Here is a 14,688-nt window from a genome sequence, read left to right on the forward strand (position 1 = left end):
TGTTGAGCATGAGGAAGTGGCTCACATATCTGTGATTTGAGGTGAAGTGCTATAACACCCTGATTTAGAACAGAAAAAAAATCAGGACATTTTTAGTATGTAATATTTAGTAACAAATAGTGAAGTCTTGTCACCCTCGAAATTCGGCGAAATAACACAGGAACGAAATGTTCTTTAGGGAATAGATCGACTGTGACGAAAGGCTGATGGAACTTTTCGGACATTGAGAATCTGCGCTTTAGGAATAAAGTAGGGCGCAAGGCGTTTTCGCTGCCCGAGGAGCCTGTTGAACTGTCGTTCCGGCTCAGGCTTTTTCATCTCTTTTCCGGAGGAGATGGCCAGTCTGTGCAGGGTTGCCGGCATTTTGGCACCCAAGGGAAGCCGGAGCGCGGTTTCTTGCTGTTGTCGGGCTTCTATGGCAGCAGGAGCGAAGAGTCTTTGTGAGGCTAAGTAGATGTCAGAACCAAGAGGCGTGCGATGAAAAACAAGTTACTGGCGAGAATGGCGCGATTGGGCGGCCTATCGTCAGCGTTGCTGCTTGCCGGGTGTGAGATGGATGTCTTGGATCCGAAAGGCCCGGTTGGCGATGGGGTGAAATCACTGATCGCCACCTCTACAATCGCAATGCTGATTGTGGTCATTCCGACCATCATTCTGTCCGTGTATTTCGCCTGGCATTATCGCCAGTCGAACACCAGTGCAGAATATCTTCCTAAGTGGTCTCATTCTAACAAGATCGAGCTGATCATCTGGGGCGTGCCCTCCCTGATCATTCTCTTTCTTGCGGTGATCACCTACCAGACGTGTCATTCTCTTGACCCGTACAAACCGCTGGAAGCCGAAGCAACCACCAAGCCGCTTCATGTTGAAGTTGTGGCTCTGGACTGGAAATGGCTGTTTATCTACCCGGAACAGGGTATTGCGACCGTCAACCAGCTGGCTATTCCGGTTAACACCCCCGTCGATTTCGTAATCACCTCTGATTCCGTGATGAACTCTTTCTTCATCCCGCGTCTTGGTTCCATGATTTACGCAATGGCCGGTATGCAGACTCAGCTTCACCTTATGGCTAATGAGCCGGGTGATTATCTGGGTGAATCCGCCAACTACAGCGGCCGTGGCTTTTCTGACATGAAATTCCGCACGCTGGCTGTCAGTGGTGATGAATTCAATGCATGGGTTGATAAAGTAAAGTCTTCCTCCGAGCAGCTGGATGGTCAGACCTATCCGAAGCTGGCTGCGCCGAGCGAAGCCAATCCTGTCGAATATTTCGCGCATGTTGAACCCGGAATGTTCAACACGATCGTTGCCAAATACAACAACGGCATGGTCATGGACAAAAGCACTGGCAAGATGATTCAGGTGCAGTCCGCGATGTCCGACATGAATATGAAGGAATAGGATCTATGCTAGGGAGACTATCGTTCTCGGCCATCCCGCTGGATGTGCCGATCCTGGTAGGCACGTTCTTGGGCGTTGCCATTATCGGTCTCGCGGTTCTGGGGCTGATTACCTATTACGGCAAGTGGGGCTACCTCTGGAAAGAGTGGCTGACTTCCGTTGACCATAAGCGTCTGGCTGTCATGTACATCGTGCTGGCGCTGGTTGCTCTGTTCCGCGGTTTTGCGGATGCCATCATGATGCGTACCCAGCTGGCCATGGCCTATGCGGGCAACCCCGGTTATCTGCCGCCGCATCACTACGATCAGATCTTCTCCGCTCACGGAACGATCATGATCTTCTTCCTGGCCATGGCTTTCATGACCGGGCTGTTCAACTTCGTTGTGCCGCTTCAGATCGGTGCCCGCGACGTTGCCTTCCCGTTCCTGAACAACCTCAGCTTCTGGATGACCGCCATTGCATTCATCCTGGTGAACGTCTCCCTGTTCATTGGTGAATTCTCACAGTGTGGCTGGCTGGCTTATCCTCCGCTGTCTGAGTCTCAGTTCAGCCCTGGCGTTGGTGTGGATTACTATATCTGGGCCATTCAGCTCTCCGGTGTTGGCACCCTGCTGACCGGCGTGAACTTCTTCGTGACGATCGTGAAGATGCGCGCACCGGGCATGACCTGGATGAAGATGCCTGTCTTCACCTGGACGGCTTTCTGCTCCTCTATCCTGATCATGGTCTCCTTCCCCGTGCTGACCGTTGCTGTCGCACTGCTGGGTCTGGACCGTTACTTCGGTATGCACTTCTTCACCAATGATGGTGGCGGTAACCAGATGCTGTATCTCAGCCTGATCTGGTCCTGGGGTCATCCTGAAGTTTACATTCTTGTTATTCCCGCCTTTGGCGTGTTCTCTGAAGTTGTTCCTGCTTTCTCCGGCAAGCCGCTGTTCGGCTACGGCACCATGGTTTACGCAACCTGCTCCATCATGGTTCTGTCCTTCATCGTGTGGGTTCACCACTTCTTCACGATGGGTGCTGGTCCGGATGTGAATGCCTTCTTCGGCATCGCAACCATGATCATCTCGATCCCGACTGGTGTGAAACTCTTTAACTGGATGTTCACCATGTATAAGGGTCGCGTTCAGTTCCATGCTTGCATGTACTGGGCCGTGGGCTTCATGGTGACCTTCACCATCGGTGGTATGACCGGTGTGATGATGGCAATTCCGGGTGCTGACTTCGTTCTGCATAACTCCCTGTTCCTGATTGCTCACTTCCATAACGTGATTATCGGTGGTGTGTATTTCGGTTACATCTGTGGCATGAACTTCTGGTTCCCGAAGGTCATGGGCTTCAAGATGAACGAAACCTGGGGCATCCGTGCCTTCTGGTTCTGGTTCGTTGGCTTCTACTTTGCGTTCGTTCCGCTGTATGTGCTGGGCTTCGACGGCATGACCCGTCGTATGAACCACTACGACAATCCGGAATGGCACATCTGGCTGCTGATTGCTGAAGTCGGTGCTGTGCTGATCCTGTTCGGGATCGTGTGTCAGCTGACCCAGCTTTACGTGACAATTCGTGACCGCAACCTGCCCGCTAACCGTGATGTCACGGGTGATCCGTGGAATGGTCGCGCTCTGGAATGGTCCACGTCTTCTCCGCCGCCGCCGTACAACTTTGCTATTGTCCCGCACGTTCATGAACTCGATGCGTTCATGCACGATAAGGAAAACGGCATTGATACGCGTTGTGCTGGTGGGCCGTATGCTCCGATCCACATGCCGAAAAACACGGCTGCCGGGTTCCTTATCGGCGTGTTCAGCCTCGTATTCGGCTTTGCTGCAGTATGGTATATCTGGTGGCTGGCAGCCATCGGCCTGATCGGTGTGATCGGGACGGTTATTGCCCGTAGCGCCAACAAGGATATCGATTACTACATCCCTGCTGAAGAAGTTGCCCGGATCGAGAACGAGCATTCCCGTAAACTCATGGCACAGGCAGCTGAGTAATGGCGCACGACACAACTGTTCAGACCGCAGGCCACGACGAACACCATCACGAGTCCCCGGTGGTGTTCGGGTTCTGGGTCTATCTGATGACCGACTGCATTATCTTCGGCTCACTTTTTGCCGTGTTTGCAGTCCTGCATAACCAGGTTAACGGCGGCCCGAGCGGCCGTGACCTGTTCGAGTATAGCGGACTGGCGCAGGAAACAGCCCTGCTGCTGATCTCTTCCATCACTTATGGGTTCGGCATGATCGCCGCCCATAAGAATGAGGTCAACAAAGTCATCATGTGGCTGGGTGTAACGTTCCTTCTGGGTCTGGGCTTTGTTGGCCTGGAACTGAATGAATTTGCACACATGATCCATGAAGGTAATGGGCCGGACCGCAGCGCGTTCCTGTCTTCCTTCTTCACACTGGTGTCCACGCATGGTCTGCACGTAACGTGTGGTCTGATCTGGCTCGTGACCCTCATCGTTCAGCTGATGGGCACGACTGAGATCCCGGAACGTATGATGAATAAGCTCACCTGCCTGAGCCTGTTCTGGCACTTCCTGGATATCGTCTGGATCTGCGTCTTCACCTATGTCTATCTGGCGAGCATGATCTGATGAGCGATCTTCACACATCCCCTTCGGGTGAAAGCCACGGTAGTGTATCCTCATACATTATCGGGTTCGTTCTTGCGGTTATCCTGACGGCAGCGTCCTTTGGTCTCGTTATGAGCCACAGCCTGTCTCCTTCAGGTACGCTGACGGGTCTTGCGGTTCTCGCCTTCATTCAGGTGCTCGTGCACCTGCACTACTTCCTGCACATGGGCAGTGGGTCTGAACAGCGTTGGAACAACATGTGTTTCTTCTTCACTGTTGGTTTCGTCGTGATTCTGCTCATCGGCACCATGTTCATCATGAACAACACCGCCCTGCACATGATGTCCCGCTAATAAGGGGCAGCTTTGCCGGTCTCGCACCGGCAGGGTCTTGTGTTTGGTAAGAAAAAAGCCCCGGAAGCAATTCCGGGGCTTTTTTTGTGCCTGGTGCCAGACCGGAGGCCAGCCGGAGAGGGGCCCATAAAAAACGGCGCGGACCACCCGGTTGGGGGTCAACGCGCCGTTTTCAAAGCACCCAAAAGGGAGGGGCTTCAGCCTTTATGCGGCTCGGGGGAAAGCAGGCCAGCTTTGTCCGGCTTGTCTTTCCATTCTTCCGCATCAGCCGGGGGTGTGCCCTTACGGGTGATGTTCGGCCATTTGGTAGAATAGGATGCGTTGAGTTCTGCCCATGCTGTCGCGCGATCATCACTGTCCGGGAAAATCGCTTCTGCGGGGCATTCAGGCTCACACACGCCGCAGTCAATGCATTCATCCGGGTTGATCACCAGGAAGTTTTCACCGGCGTAGAAGCAGTCAACAGGGCAGACTTCCACACAGTCCATGAATTTGCAGCGGATGCAGTTTTCAGTGACCACGTAGGTCATTGCCATCTCCGAAGATTTCTGGGGGAGCGGATCGGGTCCGGTCCCGGGACAAATGGCATGGTCATTCCCGGCCATGCCATCAAGGATGGCGAAGATATGAGGGGCTTTTTGTTCCGTGGCAACCCGCTTCTATTAGGTATTACTGTTTCTTTCTGAGCAGAGCTGCCCTTAACGACGTTTTTGCAACACTGCCAGCGCCGCAAACGGGCCTGTATTGTCCTGCCTGATCTGCCCGCGTGCCCGTGGACCGTTTTTGCGGCCTTTGCGTTCAGGGGCCGTTGGGCGGGGCGGTAAAAGCAGAACGGGTGTGGCGGGCCCGAATTGTTTTTTGCTCAGAACGGACGCTTTCTGCACTCTTAATCCCAGATCCGTCAGCACCATCGGCAGGTCTGCCGCAGGCACACCCAGATGGGATGCCATGCCGGACTGGAGCGGACAGCCGCCGGAGCGGGTGGCAAGCTCAGAGAGAGTCTTGTGCGTCTCGTGTGCAATATCAAGCCGGATCAGGAAGTCAGCCGCAGAGTACCAGCCAATTTGCAGCAGCACGGCACGATCCTGCGCGGAGAGTTTGGTTTCGGGTGGCAGGCGGCAAGAGACCGCGCCTGGTTTGGGGAGCGGTGGCACGGGCTGGCCTGTATGGAGTTGCACCAGCAAGGCTCGGAGCGTCATGGGGCGTGGGCGCAGCAGTTGCGGGCAGAACAGAAGTCCATCCCCCAGACGCAGGCCCAGCTTGTGCAGGAAATGACTGTCTTTTTTGCTCAGCTGGCTATTTGCCGGGAACGTCATCACGCCGCCCTGTTCCGTCAGGCCATGTACCAGCCCGCGCAGGGTGGGTTTATCCGCCACGGCACGGGCCGCCCGGAAAAGGGGAGCGAGTGTGTTGTGCAGTGTGGACTCGACAAAGGCTGTCAGCCGCATGCGGATGCGTTCGCGGTGGGACGGCTCCAGAAACTCCGCTGTGGTGACATGCACGGCAGGCCGCAGTAGTTCCTCGCCTTTTTGAAGATGGCCGATGGCATCGCCAAACCAGAGCAGGGTGCCGGTGGTCGGGTCCAGCGTCAGGTTTTCATCCGGTGTTTGCAGGAATTGCGTTACACGGCGCGGGATCTCGCTCCGGGCGGCCCGACGGGCGGCGCGCATCAGCAAGGGCTGGTCGGATCGGGCTGCTTCCTGATCAGGGATAAAGGCAAAGCCCTGCATATGGCCAACGGCATGACCTTCCACGCTCACTTCCCCGGTGCGGGTAATGGCAGAAAGGAGGGGTTTGCTGTCCGCTTCCTCCAGTCTGCGGGCAAGACTGGTGGCGCGTTTGTCCACAAAACGGGCAGCCAGACGTTCGTGCAGAAGGTCGGAGAGAGTGTCTTCAATTGTCCGGGTGCGGCTGCGCCAGAGCTGCGGGTTTTCCACCCAGTCCGCGCGCGTGGAGACATAGGCCCAAATGCGGATACCCATCAGCCGCTGCATCAGGGCGTCAATATCGCCCTCTGTGCGCTCCAGATTGGCCAGCCGTGGTTCCAGCCAGCTTGAGGGCAGATGGCCTTCCTTAACCAGCACGGTGAAAATCTGCGCGCACTGGCGGATGTGACTGTCTTCCCCAAGCTTGCGGAAATCGGGGATCTGACAGACTTCCCACAGCAGACGAGTCCGGCCCGGTTCTTTGGTCAGGCTCTGGATAGCGGTGTCGCGCATCAACGCGCTGAGCACGATGATGTCTGACGCCGGTTCCGCTGCCCGCAGGCCGGGGTAGGGCGGCTTTTGGCACAGGCTGGCATACAGGGCGCGTGGGGACGAATAATCCAGAGCGCTGTTGCGCCAATAGAGATGGTGAAGTGCCTCGAACTGATGATTTTCTACGGCCTCGGCAATGTTTTCCGGCAGCGGGGGGCAGTCGCCAGTCGTGCCAAAAGTGCCATCCTGCGCGCCGCGTCCGGCCCGGCCAGCAATCTGAGCCACTTCCGGGGCCGCGAGCATCCGGCGGCGGGAGCCATCAAACTTGAACAGCCCGGCAAAGGCGACATGCTGGATATCCATGTTCAGCCCCATGCCAATGGCATCTGTGGCTACAAGGTAATCCACTTCCCGCTTCTGGTAGAGTTCCACCTGCGCATTGCGCGTACGGGGGGAGAGCTGGCCCATGACCACGGCGCAGCCACCGCGCCTGCGCCGGATGGCCTCGGCAATGGCATACACATCTCCCGCGGAGAAAGCGACAATGGCGGAGCGGGGCGGCAGGCGGGAAAGGCGCGTAAAGCCGGTATAGCTCAGCTCTGACAGGCGCGGGCGGGCCTCAATCTCAATACTTCTGATGAGCGTACGGAGCAGAGGTGCGATGGTCTCGGCCCCCAGAAACAGGGTTTCGGCCTGCCCGCGTGCGTTTAATAGCCGGTCCGTAAACACGTGGCCGCGTTCGGGGTCTGCACAGAGCTGGATTTCATCCACGGCGATAAAGTCCACCGCCCGGTCCATCGGCATGGCTTCCACCGTGCAGGAAAACCAGCGGGCCCCTGAGGGGATGATTTTTTCTTCCCCGGTAATCAGCCCCACTGCGCGCACGCCTTTCAGCCGCACCATGCGTTCATAATTTTCCCGTGCCAGCAGGCGGAGCGGGAAGCCCATGATGCCCGAGGTGTGCGCCAGCATCCGCTCCAGCGCCAGATGGGTCTTGCCGGTGTTGGTCGGCCCCAGTACAGCGCGAACCGGAGCATCCTCAGTACTGGCGGGGGGCCTCAGGCGGCTGGCCTGGCGGCTTGGGGTATCCATCATCCTGCCATGGTCCGCTGGTATGCGTTCAAAAGCAACCCGTTCCCTTCTGCGGGGGCATTGCGCCGAGGGGGTTCCCGGCGCAGGTTTGAGTAAGGAGGAACTGTCCATGTCCGTTCGTGAACCAGACTGTCTCGTCGTATCCCGTAGCCGCCGTAAGGCAGGGGAAAAAGCCACGCGCACCGTGCAGGGCGTGCGTGGGGCTGACCCGAAGGCTCTTGCCTCCCTGCTGGGGGCAGAAGGCGCCGCTTTTGCACAGGCCTGTGGCTTTACCGGTAAGCCGGGCCAGCTGGTGCTGGTGCCGGATGCCAGCGGCGCACCGATAGGGCTGTTTGGCGTGCCGGAAAAAGGGCAGCGCGACCCGTATCTGTTTGGCGCTCTGGCGCAGGATCTGCCGGACGGAGACTGGGACGTAAACGTGCCCGCCGATATTGCGCGGGATGATGTGATTCTGGGCTTCTGTCTGGGGGCCTATCAGTTTTCCCTGAAGTCTGCCGGGAAGGCCGCAAAGCATGCGGGGCCGCGTCTGGTGGTGACTGCCGCTGAGCAGAAAGGGATGGCCGTTGAGACGGCACGCTCTGTCTGGCTGGCGCGGGATCTGATCAATACGCCCGCCAATCTGCTTGGGCCGTCTGAACTTGCCAAGGCCGCCCGCGAGGCGCTGACGCCGTTTGGCGCGGACGTGGAGATCATCAAGGGCACTGCGCTGGACAAGGCCTACCCCTTGCTGGCGCATGTGGGCAATGGTTCCGATCGCGGGCCGCGTGTGGCGCTTGCGCGCTGGAAAGGGAGCAAGGCCGGGAAATCCGCGCCGCTGCTGTCTCTCGTCGGGAAAGGCGTGTGCTTTGATTCCGGCGGGTATGACCTCAAGCCGTCCTCCGGGATGCTGCGGATGAAGAAAGACATGGGTGGGGCGGCGAGCGTGCTGGCGCTGGCCCGTCTGATTATGACGCAGGATCTGCCGGTGCGGCTGGAAGTCCGGCTGGGGTGCGTGGAAAACAGTGTCTCCGGCCACGCTATGCGACCGCTGGATGTGGTGAAGAGCCGCGCAGGCCTGACGGTGGAAATCGGCAACACGGATGCGGAAGGCCGGCTGGTACTGTGTGACCTGCTGAGCGAAGCCGGTGAACATACCCCGGACCTGCTGATGGACATCGCCACCCTGACCGGTGCTGCCCGCGTGGCGCTGGGGCCGGATCTGCCTGCCTTGTTCAGTAATGATGAGGGTGTAGCGCAGTCCATTCTGGCCGCCGGGCAGCGGCAGGCTGACCCGCTCTGGCGTTTGCCTTTATGGCAGGGTTACGCCGGATGGCTGAAAAGCCCGGTTGCTGACCTTAACAATATTTCCTCCAGACCTATGGCCGGGGCAGTAACAGCGGGACTGTTTCTTGAGCGTTTTGTAAATGCTGGCCAGCGGTGGGCGCATATCGACAGCTATGCATGGAATGATAGCGGCAGGCCCGGACGGCCTGAAGGCGGGGATTCTCCTGGGATTCGCGCACTTTTCGACGCGGTGTGTAAAATTTTTGAGACAAAACCCGGCGCGATGTCGTAAAGAAATGTCACATTCCTGGAACTATTTTTAGAGTACAGGTTTTAAACATGTACACCGGCTCCTATATAGGCCTCACCAAGTATGCCGGAAGTAAAAATGAAAAAGCCGAAAGCTGACCGCAAGGGCAGTGATTGGACCTTTGGAAAGGACTAGAATCTGATGGCACAGACTGCCGCCAAAGCCGAAGAGCTGGTTAAAACTCTTCGCGATACCATCGTCTCGCTGGTGCGTGGCGAAGGCCCTGATCTCTCTGCAAGACAGCTTGCGGTTTTCCTGACCTGCTATCTTGATGAGTCCGGTCACACCGTGCGTGGTCTGGCTTCCAGCCTGAACGTCTCCAAGCCCGCCATTACGCGTGCGCTCGACCGTCTGGGTGAGCTGGATCTGGCCCGCCGTAAGGTTGACCCGCTGGATCGCCGCTCCGTTCTGGTGCAGCGCACCCCCAAAGGTGCGGCTTACCTGAAGGAAATCCGCTCCATCATGGGTGAAGCGGCTGATGAGGAAGCCAAAAAGGTGCGTCAGGAAGACAAGCCTGTGCGTCGCGCCACGCTGCGTCGCGTCGCGGCAGCCTGAAGACTTTATCGGCCTGTCCGTCGATTCTTTTTTGCAGAAACGACAGACAGGCCTGTTCTTAGAAACTTTTATCTGTATCGGGCGTTTTTTTCTCAGCGCTTCCCAAACGCCTCCGGCTTTCTGCCGCAGGGGGATATGGGAAGAGAAACAAAGAGATAAGGAACGTTCCAATGCGGTTTGCTTCTGTTGCCGCTGTGGCGGCACTGGCGTTTTCTCCCATCAGTATGATGCCTGCGGCTCATGCTGCTGATGCGATGGGTTCGCCCACCGGAAAAATCACCCTGAGTGCTAAATCCGCTGACGTTGGAGTGGGCTATACGTGGGGTGATGGCAGGCTGACCTATGGTGGCCACACCTACAAATTCTCTGTGACGGGCGGCACGATTGCGGCGGTTGGTTTCTCCACCATCGAAGGCAACGGCACCGTTTACAACCTGCACCGCGTGCAGGATTTTGATGGCACCTACGGCGCAGCCCATGGGGAAGCGACCCTTGGGAGCGGCCTTGGCGGGTTGGTGCTGGAGAACAAGAACGGCGTCCGGATTAAAATCGAGACAGCCACCAAAGGGGCACGTCTGGCCAGCTCTGCTGAAGGCCTGACCCTGAAGCTTGAAAAATAAGAGCCTGACGCCAGAAAATGCGTCGCTTACCAGGGGCCGACCGGGTGGCGGCGCGTTCGCAGGACGGCGAGACCTGTCCAGAGGAGCTGGGGCGCCAGAAGCAGCCCCAGCGCACTGATAAAGCCGGGGACAAAGGCCATGGGCGCGACCCACCAGGCAACCCCGGCTCCCCACACCACAAATCCCCATTCCGCCAGTGTGATCAGCGCAGCATTGATGCCGCTGCGGTGGAGCACCTGATACAGATGCCCCCGATGCGCCTGCACCAGAGAATGTCCGGCAAGTTTGCGGCGGACCAGCGTGAACAGCACATCATAAATCAGCGGAAAAAGCAGGCACGGCCCCAGCACCCATCCGGAAGGCTGGGACGTTGCGTGGGCCACATGCAGGGCCGCCGCTCCGGCCAGAAGTCCACAGCTCTGGCTCCCGACATCCCCCAGAAAAATACGGGCCTTGGGGTAATTGAAGGGCAGGAAGCCGCACAGGCAGGCGCACAGCAGCAGCGCAGGCCAGAACAGGTCCGACACGCCAAAGGCCGGGCCGACCAGCGCGAGAATGCCACACCCTACGGCCAGAGAGCCGGAAATCAGGCCGTTCAGCCCATCCATGAAGTTGATAGCGTTGGTGATGAACACCAGCCAGAGGACGGAAATTACTGCTCCGGCCACCGCGCCACCCCATGCCAAAGGCAGCGGCAGGCTGGTGCCGCCAGCGACCACCAGAACAGCCGCCAGACACTGAGCCGCAAATTTGATGGACGGCGGCCACTGATACAGGTCATCCAGCCAGGATACGCCTGCCAGCAACGCGGTGGCGAGCGCCGTCATTAGCACGGGCGCACTCAGGATCGGCAGGCCTGTTACCCCCTGCAAAATGGGAAACAGCACAAAAAATGTGGCCATCACGCCCACACCACCGCCTTTGGGGGTTGGGGCTTCATGCGCGCTTCTGTGGCCCGGATGGTCCAGAACCGCCACGCGGATCATCATCCTCACCAGAAAATTGGCGAAAAATACTGCGCTGAACAGGCAGAAAACCGCCAGAAAAAGAGAAGAAGGGACGGTGGGCATGGTCTCGTCTGGTTGTGCTGCTTCTAGGATGGCAGGTGCTAGGCTATAGGTGCAAGGTAATGGCACTGCAACGCTCTGAGTCTCTGCACCGTAGCCCCCGGCTGCGCCCGCTCAACAGAATCATGGTCAACATCCTGCTGGACGGGATGCTGGCGGCTCTGGCTGCGCCGTTTGCACGGTGGCTGGCCGCGCCGCAGGATGGGCTTTTGCACCCGCTGTGGTTTCTGGCCAGTGGGGCAATTACGCTGGTGGTCAGTGGCCTGCCTTTCAGAATGCCGCAGCAATACTGGCGGTTTTCCGGGGTTTCGGATCTGTTGGGTATTGCCGGTGCCTCAGTAGCGAGTTCGGTTCTCTTTTCTGTCGGGCTGGTGTGGGCCGGCTTCCGGCTGCCCAGCCCGACCTTTCCCATTATCTACGCGCTGGTGCTGCTCATCATGCTGGGGGGCCTGCGTATAGGCTACCGGCTGGCGCATCGTCTGGCGGCCCGCAAGGCGGACCAGCGGCGGGTGGTGCTGGTCGGGGTGGATACGGAGGCAGACCTGTATCTGCGCGCTCTGGAGCGTAATCCGGCGGCCGGCATCCGTGTGGTGGGGATGGTCGCACTCGGCACGCATCAGGCAGGCCGTAGACTGCATAATGTGCCGATCCTTGGACATGTAAACGATATTGAGGCGATACTGGACCGGCTGGAAAAAGCCGGAACACTCCCCGAGTCGCTGGTGGTGACGAGCCCGTCCTTTCGTGGGGCGGCGCTGACAAAAGTGCTGGATGCGGGCGCGGTGCATGGCATTTCCGTACTCCGCACCCCGGCTCTGACAGACCTGACTCCGGCGGAACGGGTGGAACTGCGTCCCGTGCCGATTGAAGATCTGCTCAACCGCCCGCAGGTGCCGCTGGACCGGGCTGGCATGGAGCGCCTTGTTGGCCATAAAACTGTGCTGGTGACGGGTGCTGGCGGCAGCATCGGGTCCGAACTGGTGCGGCAGATTGCCATGCTGGAGCCGGACCGTCTGATCCTGCTGGACCATGGCGAGTTTGAACTCTGGCAGATTGAAACAGAACTCGCCGAATGGGCCCCCCACGTCCCGCGTGAGGTTGTGGTGGCGGATGTGCGGGATGAATCCCGGATTGAAGAGGTGATGGCGCGGTTCCGGCCGGAACTGGTGTTCCATGCCGCCGCCCTCAAGCATGTGCCGATTGTGGAAGCCAACCCGGCTGAAGGCCTGCTGACCAACGTGCACGGTACCCGCGTGGTGGCCGATGCCGCCGCCCGTAACGGCGCGCGGGCCATGGTGGTGATCTCGACCGACAAGGCCGTGAACCCTTCCAGCCTGATGGGCGCGGCCAAACGGGCTGCGGAGATGTATTGTCAGGCGCTGGATATCAAGGCCCGCACCTCTGGCAACCCAAATGCCATGCGCTGCATTACCGTGCGGTTTGGCAATGTGCTGGGCTCTACCGGCTCAGTTGTGCCGCTGTTCCGGCGGCAGCTTGAGCGGGGCGGCCCGCTGACGGTCACGCACCCGGAAATGCGTCGCTATTTCATGACCGTGCCGGAAGCCGTCGGGCTGGTCCTGCAGGCCAGTGTGCGGGGTACCTGCGGTGTGGATGGCTCCGGCACGGATGCCCTGCTGCGGGATGGCGGGATTTTTGTGCTGGATATGGGCGAGCCGGTGAAAATTGTGGACCTCGCCCGCCAGATGATCCGCCTTGCCGGACTGCGCCCGGAAGAGGATGTGGGCATCCGCTTTACCGGCCTGCGTCCGGGCGAAAAACTCTATGAAGAACTGTTTCACGGACGAGAAGCCCCGGTGCCCACGGATGCACCGGGCCTGCTGATGGCCACCCCCCGCGTGGTGGACCTGACGGACGTGACGCAGGCGGTGGACCAGATTGCAGCCTGTGCGCGCAAAGGGGAGGTGAAGGCAGCCCTGCGCATTCTGTCATTGCTGGTGCCGGAATTCGATCATAACCCCACAGGAGAAGTGCGGTCTGTTGCACCGCCGGGTGCGGCAGAGGCCGCAGCGCGCTCCGGGGCGATACAGACCAGAGGCCCGGACAAGGGGCCGGATGGCAGCAGGAAACAGGTGGCATCATGACCGATAAGACAGCAGACAAACCGATTGCGTTTCTTGATCTTCCTGCACAGCAGAAGCGTCTGGGCCCGGCCCTGCGCGCCCGTGTGGATGCGGTGCTGGACCATTGCCGCTTTGTGATGGGCCCGGAAGTGGCTGAACTGGAACAGCGTCTGGCTGACTGGTGTGGCGCGAAGGAATGCGTCGGCGTTTCCTCCGGCACGGATGCGTTGCAGATTGTCATGATGGCCGAAGGGATTGGCCGGGGGGACGCCGTGTTCCTGCCCGCTTTTACCTACACCGCCACAGCGGAAGTCCCGCTGGTGCTGGGGGCGACCCCGGTTTTTGTGGATGTAGACCCCAACACCTTCCAGATTGACCCGGACCATCTGCGCACCCGTATTCGCGCCGTGAGGGACGCCGGCAAGCTGGCGGCCCGCGCCATTGTGGGGGTCGATCTGTTCGGCCAGCCTGCGCCGTGGCCTGAACTACGCAAGATTGCGGAAGAAGAAGGCCTGTTCCTGCTGGCGGACTGCGCGCAGTCCTTCGGCGCGGATATGGACGGCAAACCGCTGGGGCGGGAAGCAACAGCCACTACGTTGTCCTTCTTCCCTTCCAAACCGCTGGGCGGTTACGGGGATGGCGGGGCTATTCTGACGGATGACCCGGAACGCGCTGCACTCTATCGGTCCCTCCGCACCCACGGGGAAGGTGGCACGCGGTATGAGGTGCTGCGCACCGGCATGAACGGGCGTCTGGACACCTTGCAGGCTGCGGTCCTGCTGGCCAAGCTGGATGGGTTCAAAGAAGAGCTCGACCGGCGTGACGCGATTGCGCAGGCCTATGACGCAGGCCTTGCGGATGTGGTGCAGGTGCCTGTGCGGGTGCCAAACAGCAAGAGCGCATGGGCTATTTATGCTATTCTGCTGAAAGACCCGGCAGAGCGCGCCCCGCTTCAGGCGCGCCTGAAAGAACGGGGTGTGCCCTCCGCTATTTATTATCCGCTGCCGCTGCATAAGCAGCCGGCTTATCGGGACCATCATGACGGCACGGCATTGCCGGTGTCGGAAGATCTGGCACAGCGTATTCTGGCACTTCCCATTCACCCGGAACTGACTGATGATGATGTCGCCCGCGTGATTGCGGCGGTGCGCGGTTAAGGAGAGTTAG

The 14,688-nt window shown here is 59.1% G+C and carries 12 protein-coding genes; 9 read left to right on the plus strand and 3 right to left on the minus strand.

The features are described from left to right. Positions 1–477: 477 nt before the first annotated feature. From cyoA to cyoD, 4 genes are read left to right on the plus strand one after another with little or no spacing between them, the layout of a single operon-like run. A complete protein-coding gene (gene cyoA, locus AD928_RS10820) occupies positions 478–1,401 on the plus strand; it encodes a ubiquinol oxidase subunit II (protein WP_043549228.1) in 924 nt (307 codons plus the stop codon). Between the two features lie 5 nt (positions 1,402–1,406). Then, positions 1,407–3,398 carry a cytochrome o ubiquinol oxidase subunit I gene (gene cyoB, locus AD928_RS10825; protein WP_062141628.1) on the plus strand — a complete coding sequence of 664 codons (1,992 nt, stop codon included), beginning with the start codon at positions 1,407–1,409 and terminating at the stop codon, positions 3,396–3,398. After that, positions 3,398–4,003, plus strand: coding sequence for a cytochrome o ubiquinol oxidase subunit III (cyoC, locus tag AD928_RS10830; protein ID WP_043549225.1), 606 nt, complete (start codon positions 3,398–3,400; stop codon positions 4,001–4,003). Before cyoB ends, cyoC begins: the two co-directional genes overlap by 1 nt. After that, complete coding sequence (gene cyoD / locus AD928_RS10835; protein ID WP_062250477.1) at positions 4,003–4,335, plus strand: cytochrome o ubiquinol oxidase subunit IV; 333 nt, start codon at positions 4,003–4,005, stop codon at positions 4,333–4,335. The genes cyoC and cyoD overlap by 1 nt, the downstream gene beginning before the upstream one ends. 197 nt (positions 4,336–4,532) lie before the next feature. On the opposite strand, the gene fdxA is transcribed toward cyoD, so the two are convergent. Beyond that, the gene (gene fdxA, locus AD928_RS10840) at positions 4,533–4,865 is read right to left on the minus strand and encodes a ferredoxin FdxA (RefSeq protein WP_025826541.1); all 333 of its coding nucleotides are present in this window, start codon (positions 4,863–4,865) and stop codon (positions 4,533–4,535) included. A 168-nt stretch (positions 4,866–5,033) separates the two neighbouring features. Beyond that, positions 5,034–7,628 (minus strand): helicase-related protein, encoded by a 2,595-nt coding sequence (locus AD928_RS10845; protein ID WP_062250479.1) that lies wholly within the window; start codon positions 7,626–7,628, stop codon positions 5,034–5,036. Between the two features lie 106 nt (positions 7,629–7,734). On the opposite strand from AD928_RS10845, the gene AD928_RS10850 reads away from it, so the two are divergent. The 3 genes from AD928_RS10850 to AD928_RS10860 all read left to right on the plus strand — a co-directional run bounded on the left by AD928_RS10850 (position 7,735) and on the right by AD928_RS10860 (position 10,373). Further along, positions 7,735–9,180, plus strand: coding sequence for a leucyl aminopeptidase family protein (locus tag AD928_RS10850; RefSeq protein WP_062250481.1), 1,446 nt, complete (start codon positions 7,735–7,737; stop codon positions 9,178–9,180). A gap of 159 nt (positions 9,181–9,339) precedes the next feature. Continuing rightward, positions 9,340–9,753, plus strand: coding sequence for a MarR family transcriptional regulator (locus AD928_RS10855; RefSeq protein WP_062141624.1), 414 nt, complete (start codon positions 9,340–9,342; stop codon positions 9,751–9,753). A 170-nt stretch (positions 9,754–9,923) separates the two neighbouring features. Further along, the gene (locus tag AD928_RS10860; protein WP_062250483.1) at positions 9,924–10,373 is read left to right on the plus strand and encodes a hypothetical protein; all 450 of its coding nucleotides are present in this window, start codon (positions 9,924–9,926) and stop codon (positions 10,371–10,373) included. Between the two features lie 26 nt (positions 10,374–10,399). Here AD928_RS10860 and AD928_RS10865 read toward each other — a convergent pair whose 3' ends face one another. Continuing rightward, positions 10,400–11,509: an MraY family glycosyltransferase gene (locus AD928_RS10865; RefSeq protein ID WP_062250485.1), complete on the minus strand. Its 1,110-nt coding sequence runs from the start codon at positions 11,507–11,509 to the stop codon at positions 10,400–10,402. Between AD928_RS10865 and AD928_RS10870 the strand changes: the two genes are divergently transcribed. Both AD928_RS10870 and AD928_RS10875 read left to right on the plus strand, forming a co-directional pair. Beyond that, a complete protein-coding gene (locus AD928_RS10870; protein WP_062250487.1) occupies positions 11,503–13,542 on the plus strand; it encodes a polysaccharide biosynthesis protein in 2,040 nt (679 codons plus the stop codon). The two genes, AD928_RS10865 and AD928_RS10870, sit on opposite strands and share 7 nt — an antisense overlap. After that, on the plus strand, positions 13,539–14,678 hold the full coding sequence (locus AD928_RS10875; RefSeq protein ID WP_062250490.1) for a DegT/DnrJ/EryC1/StrS family aminotransferase: 1,140 nt from the start codon (positions 13,539–13,541) through the stop codon (positions 14,676–14,678). Before AD928_RS10870 ends, AD928_RS10875 begins: the two co-directional genes overlap by 4 nt. The last annotated feature ends 10 nt before the right edge of the window (positions 14,679–14,688 follow it).

It is taken from the genome of Acetobacter cerevisiae, assembly GCF_001580535.1.
Taxonomy (GTDB): domain Bacteria; phylum Pseudomonadota; class Alphaproteobacteria; order Acetobacterales; family Acetobacteraceae; genus Acetobacter; species Acetobacter cerevisiae.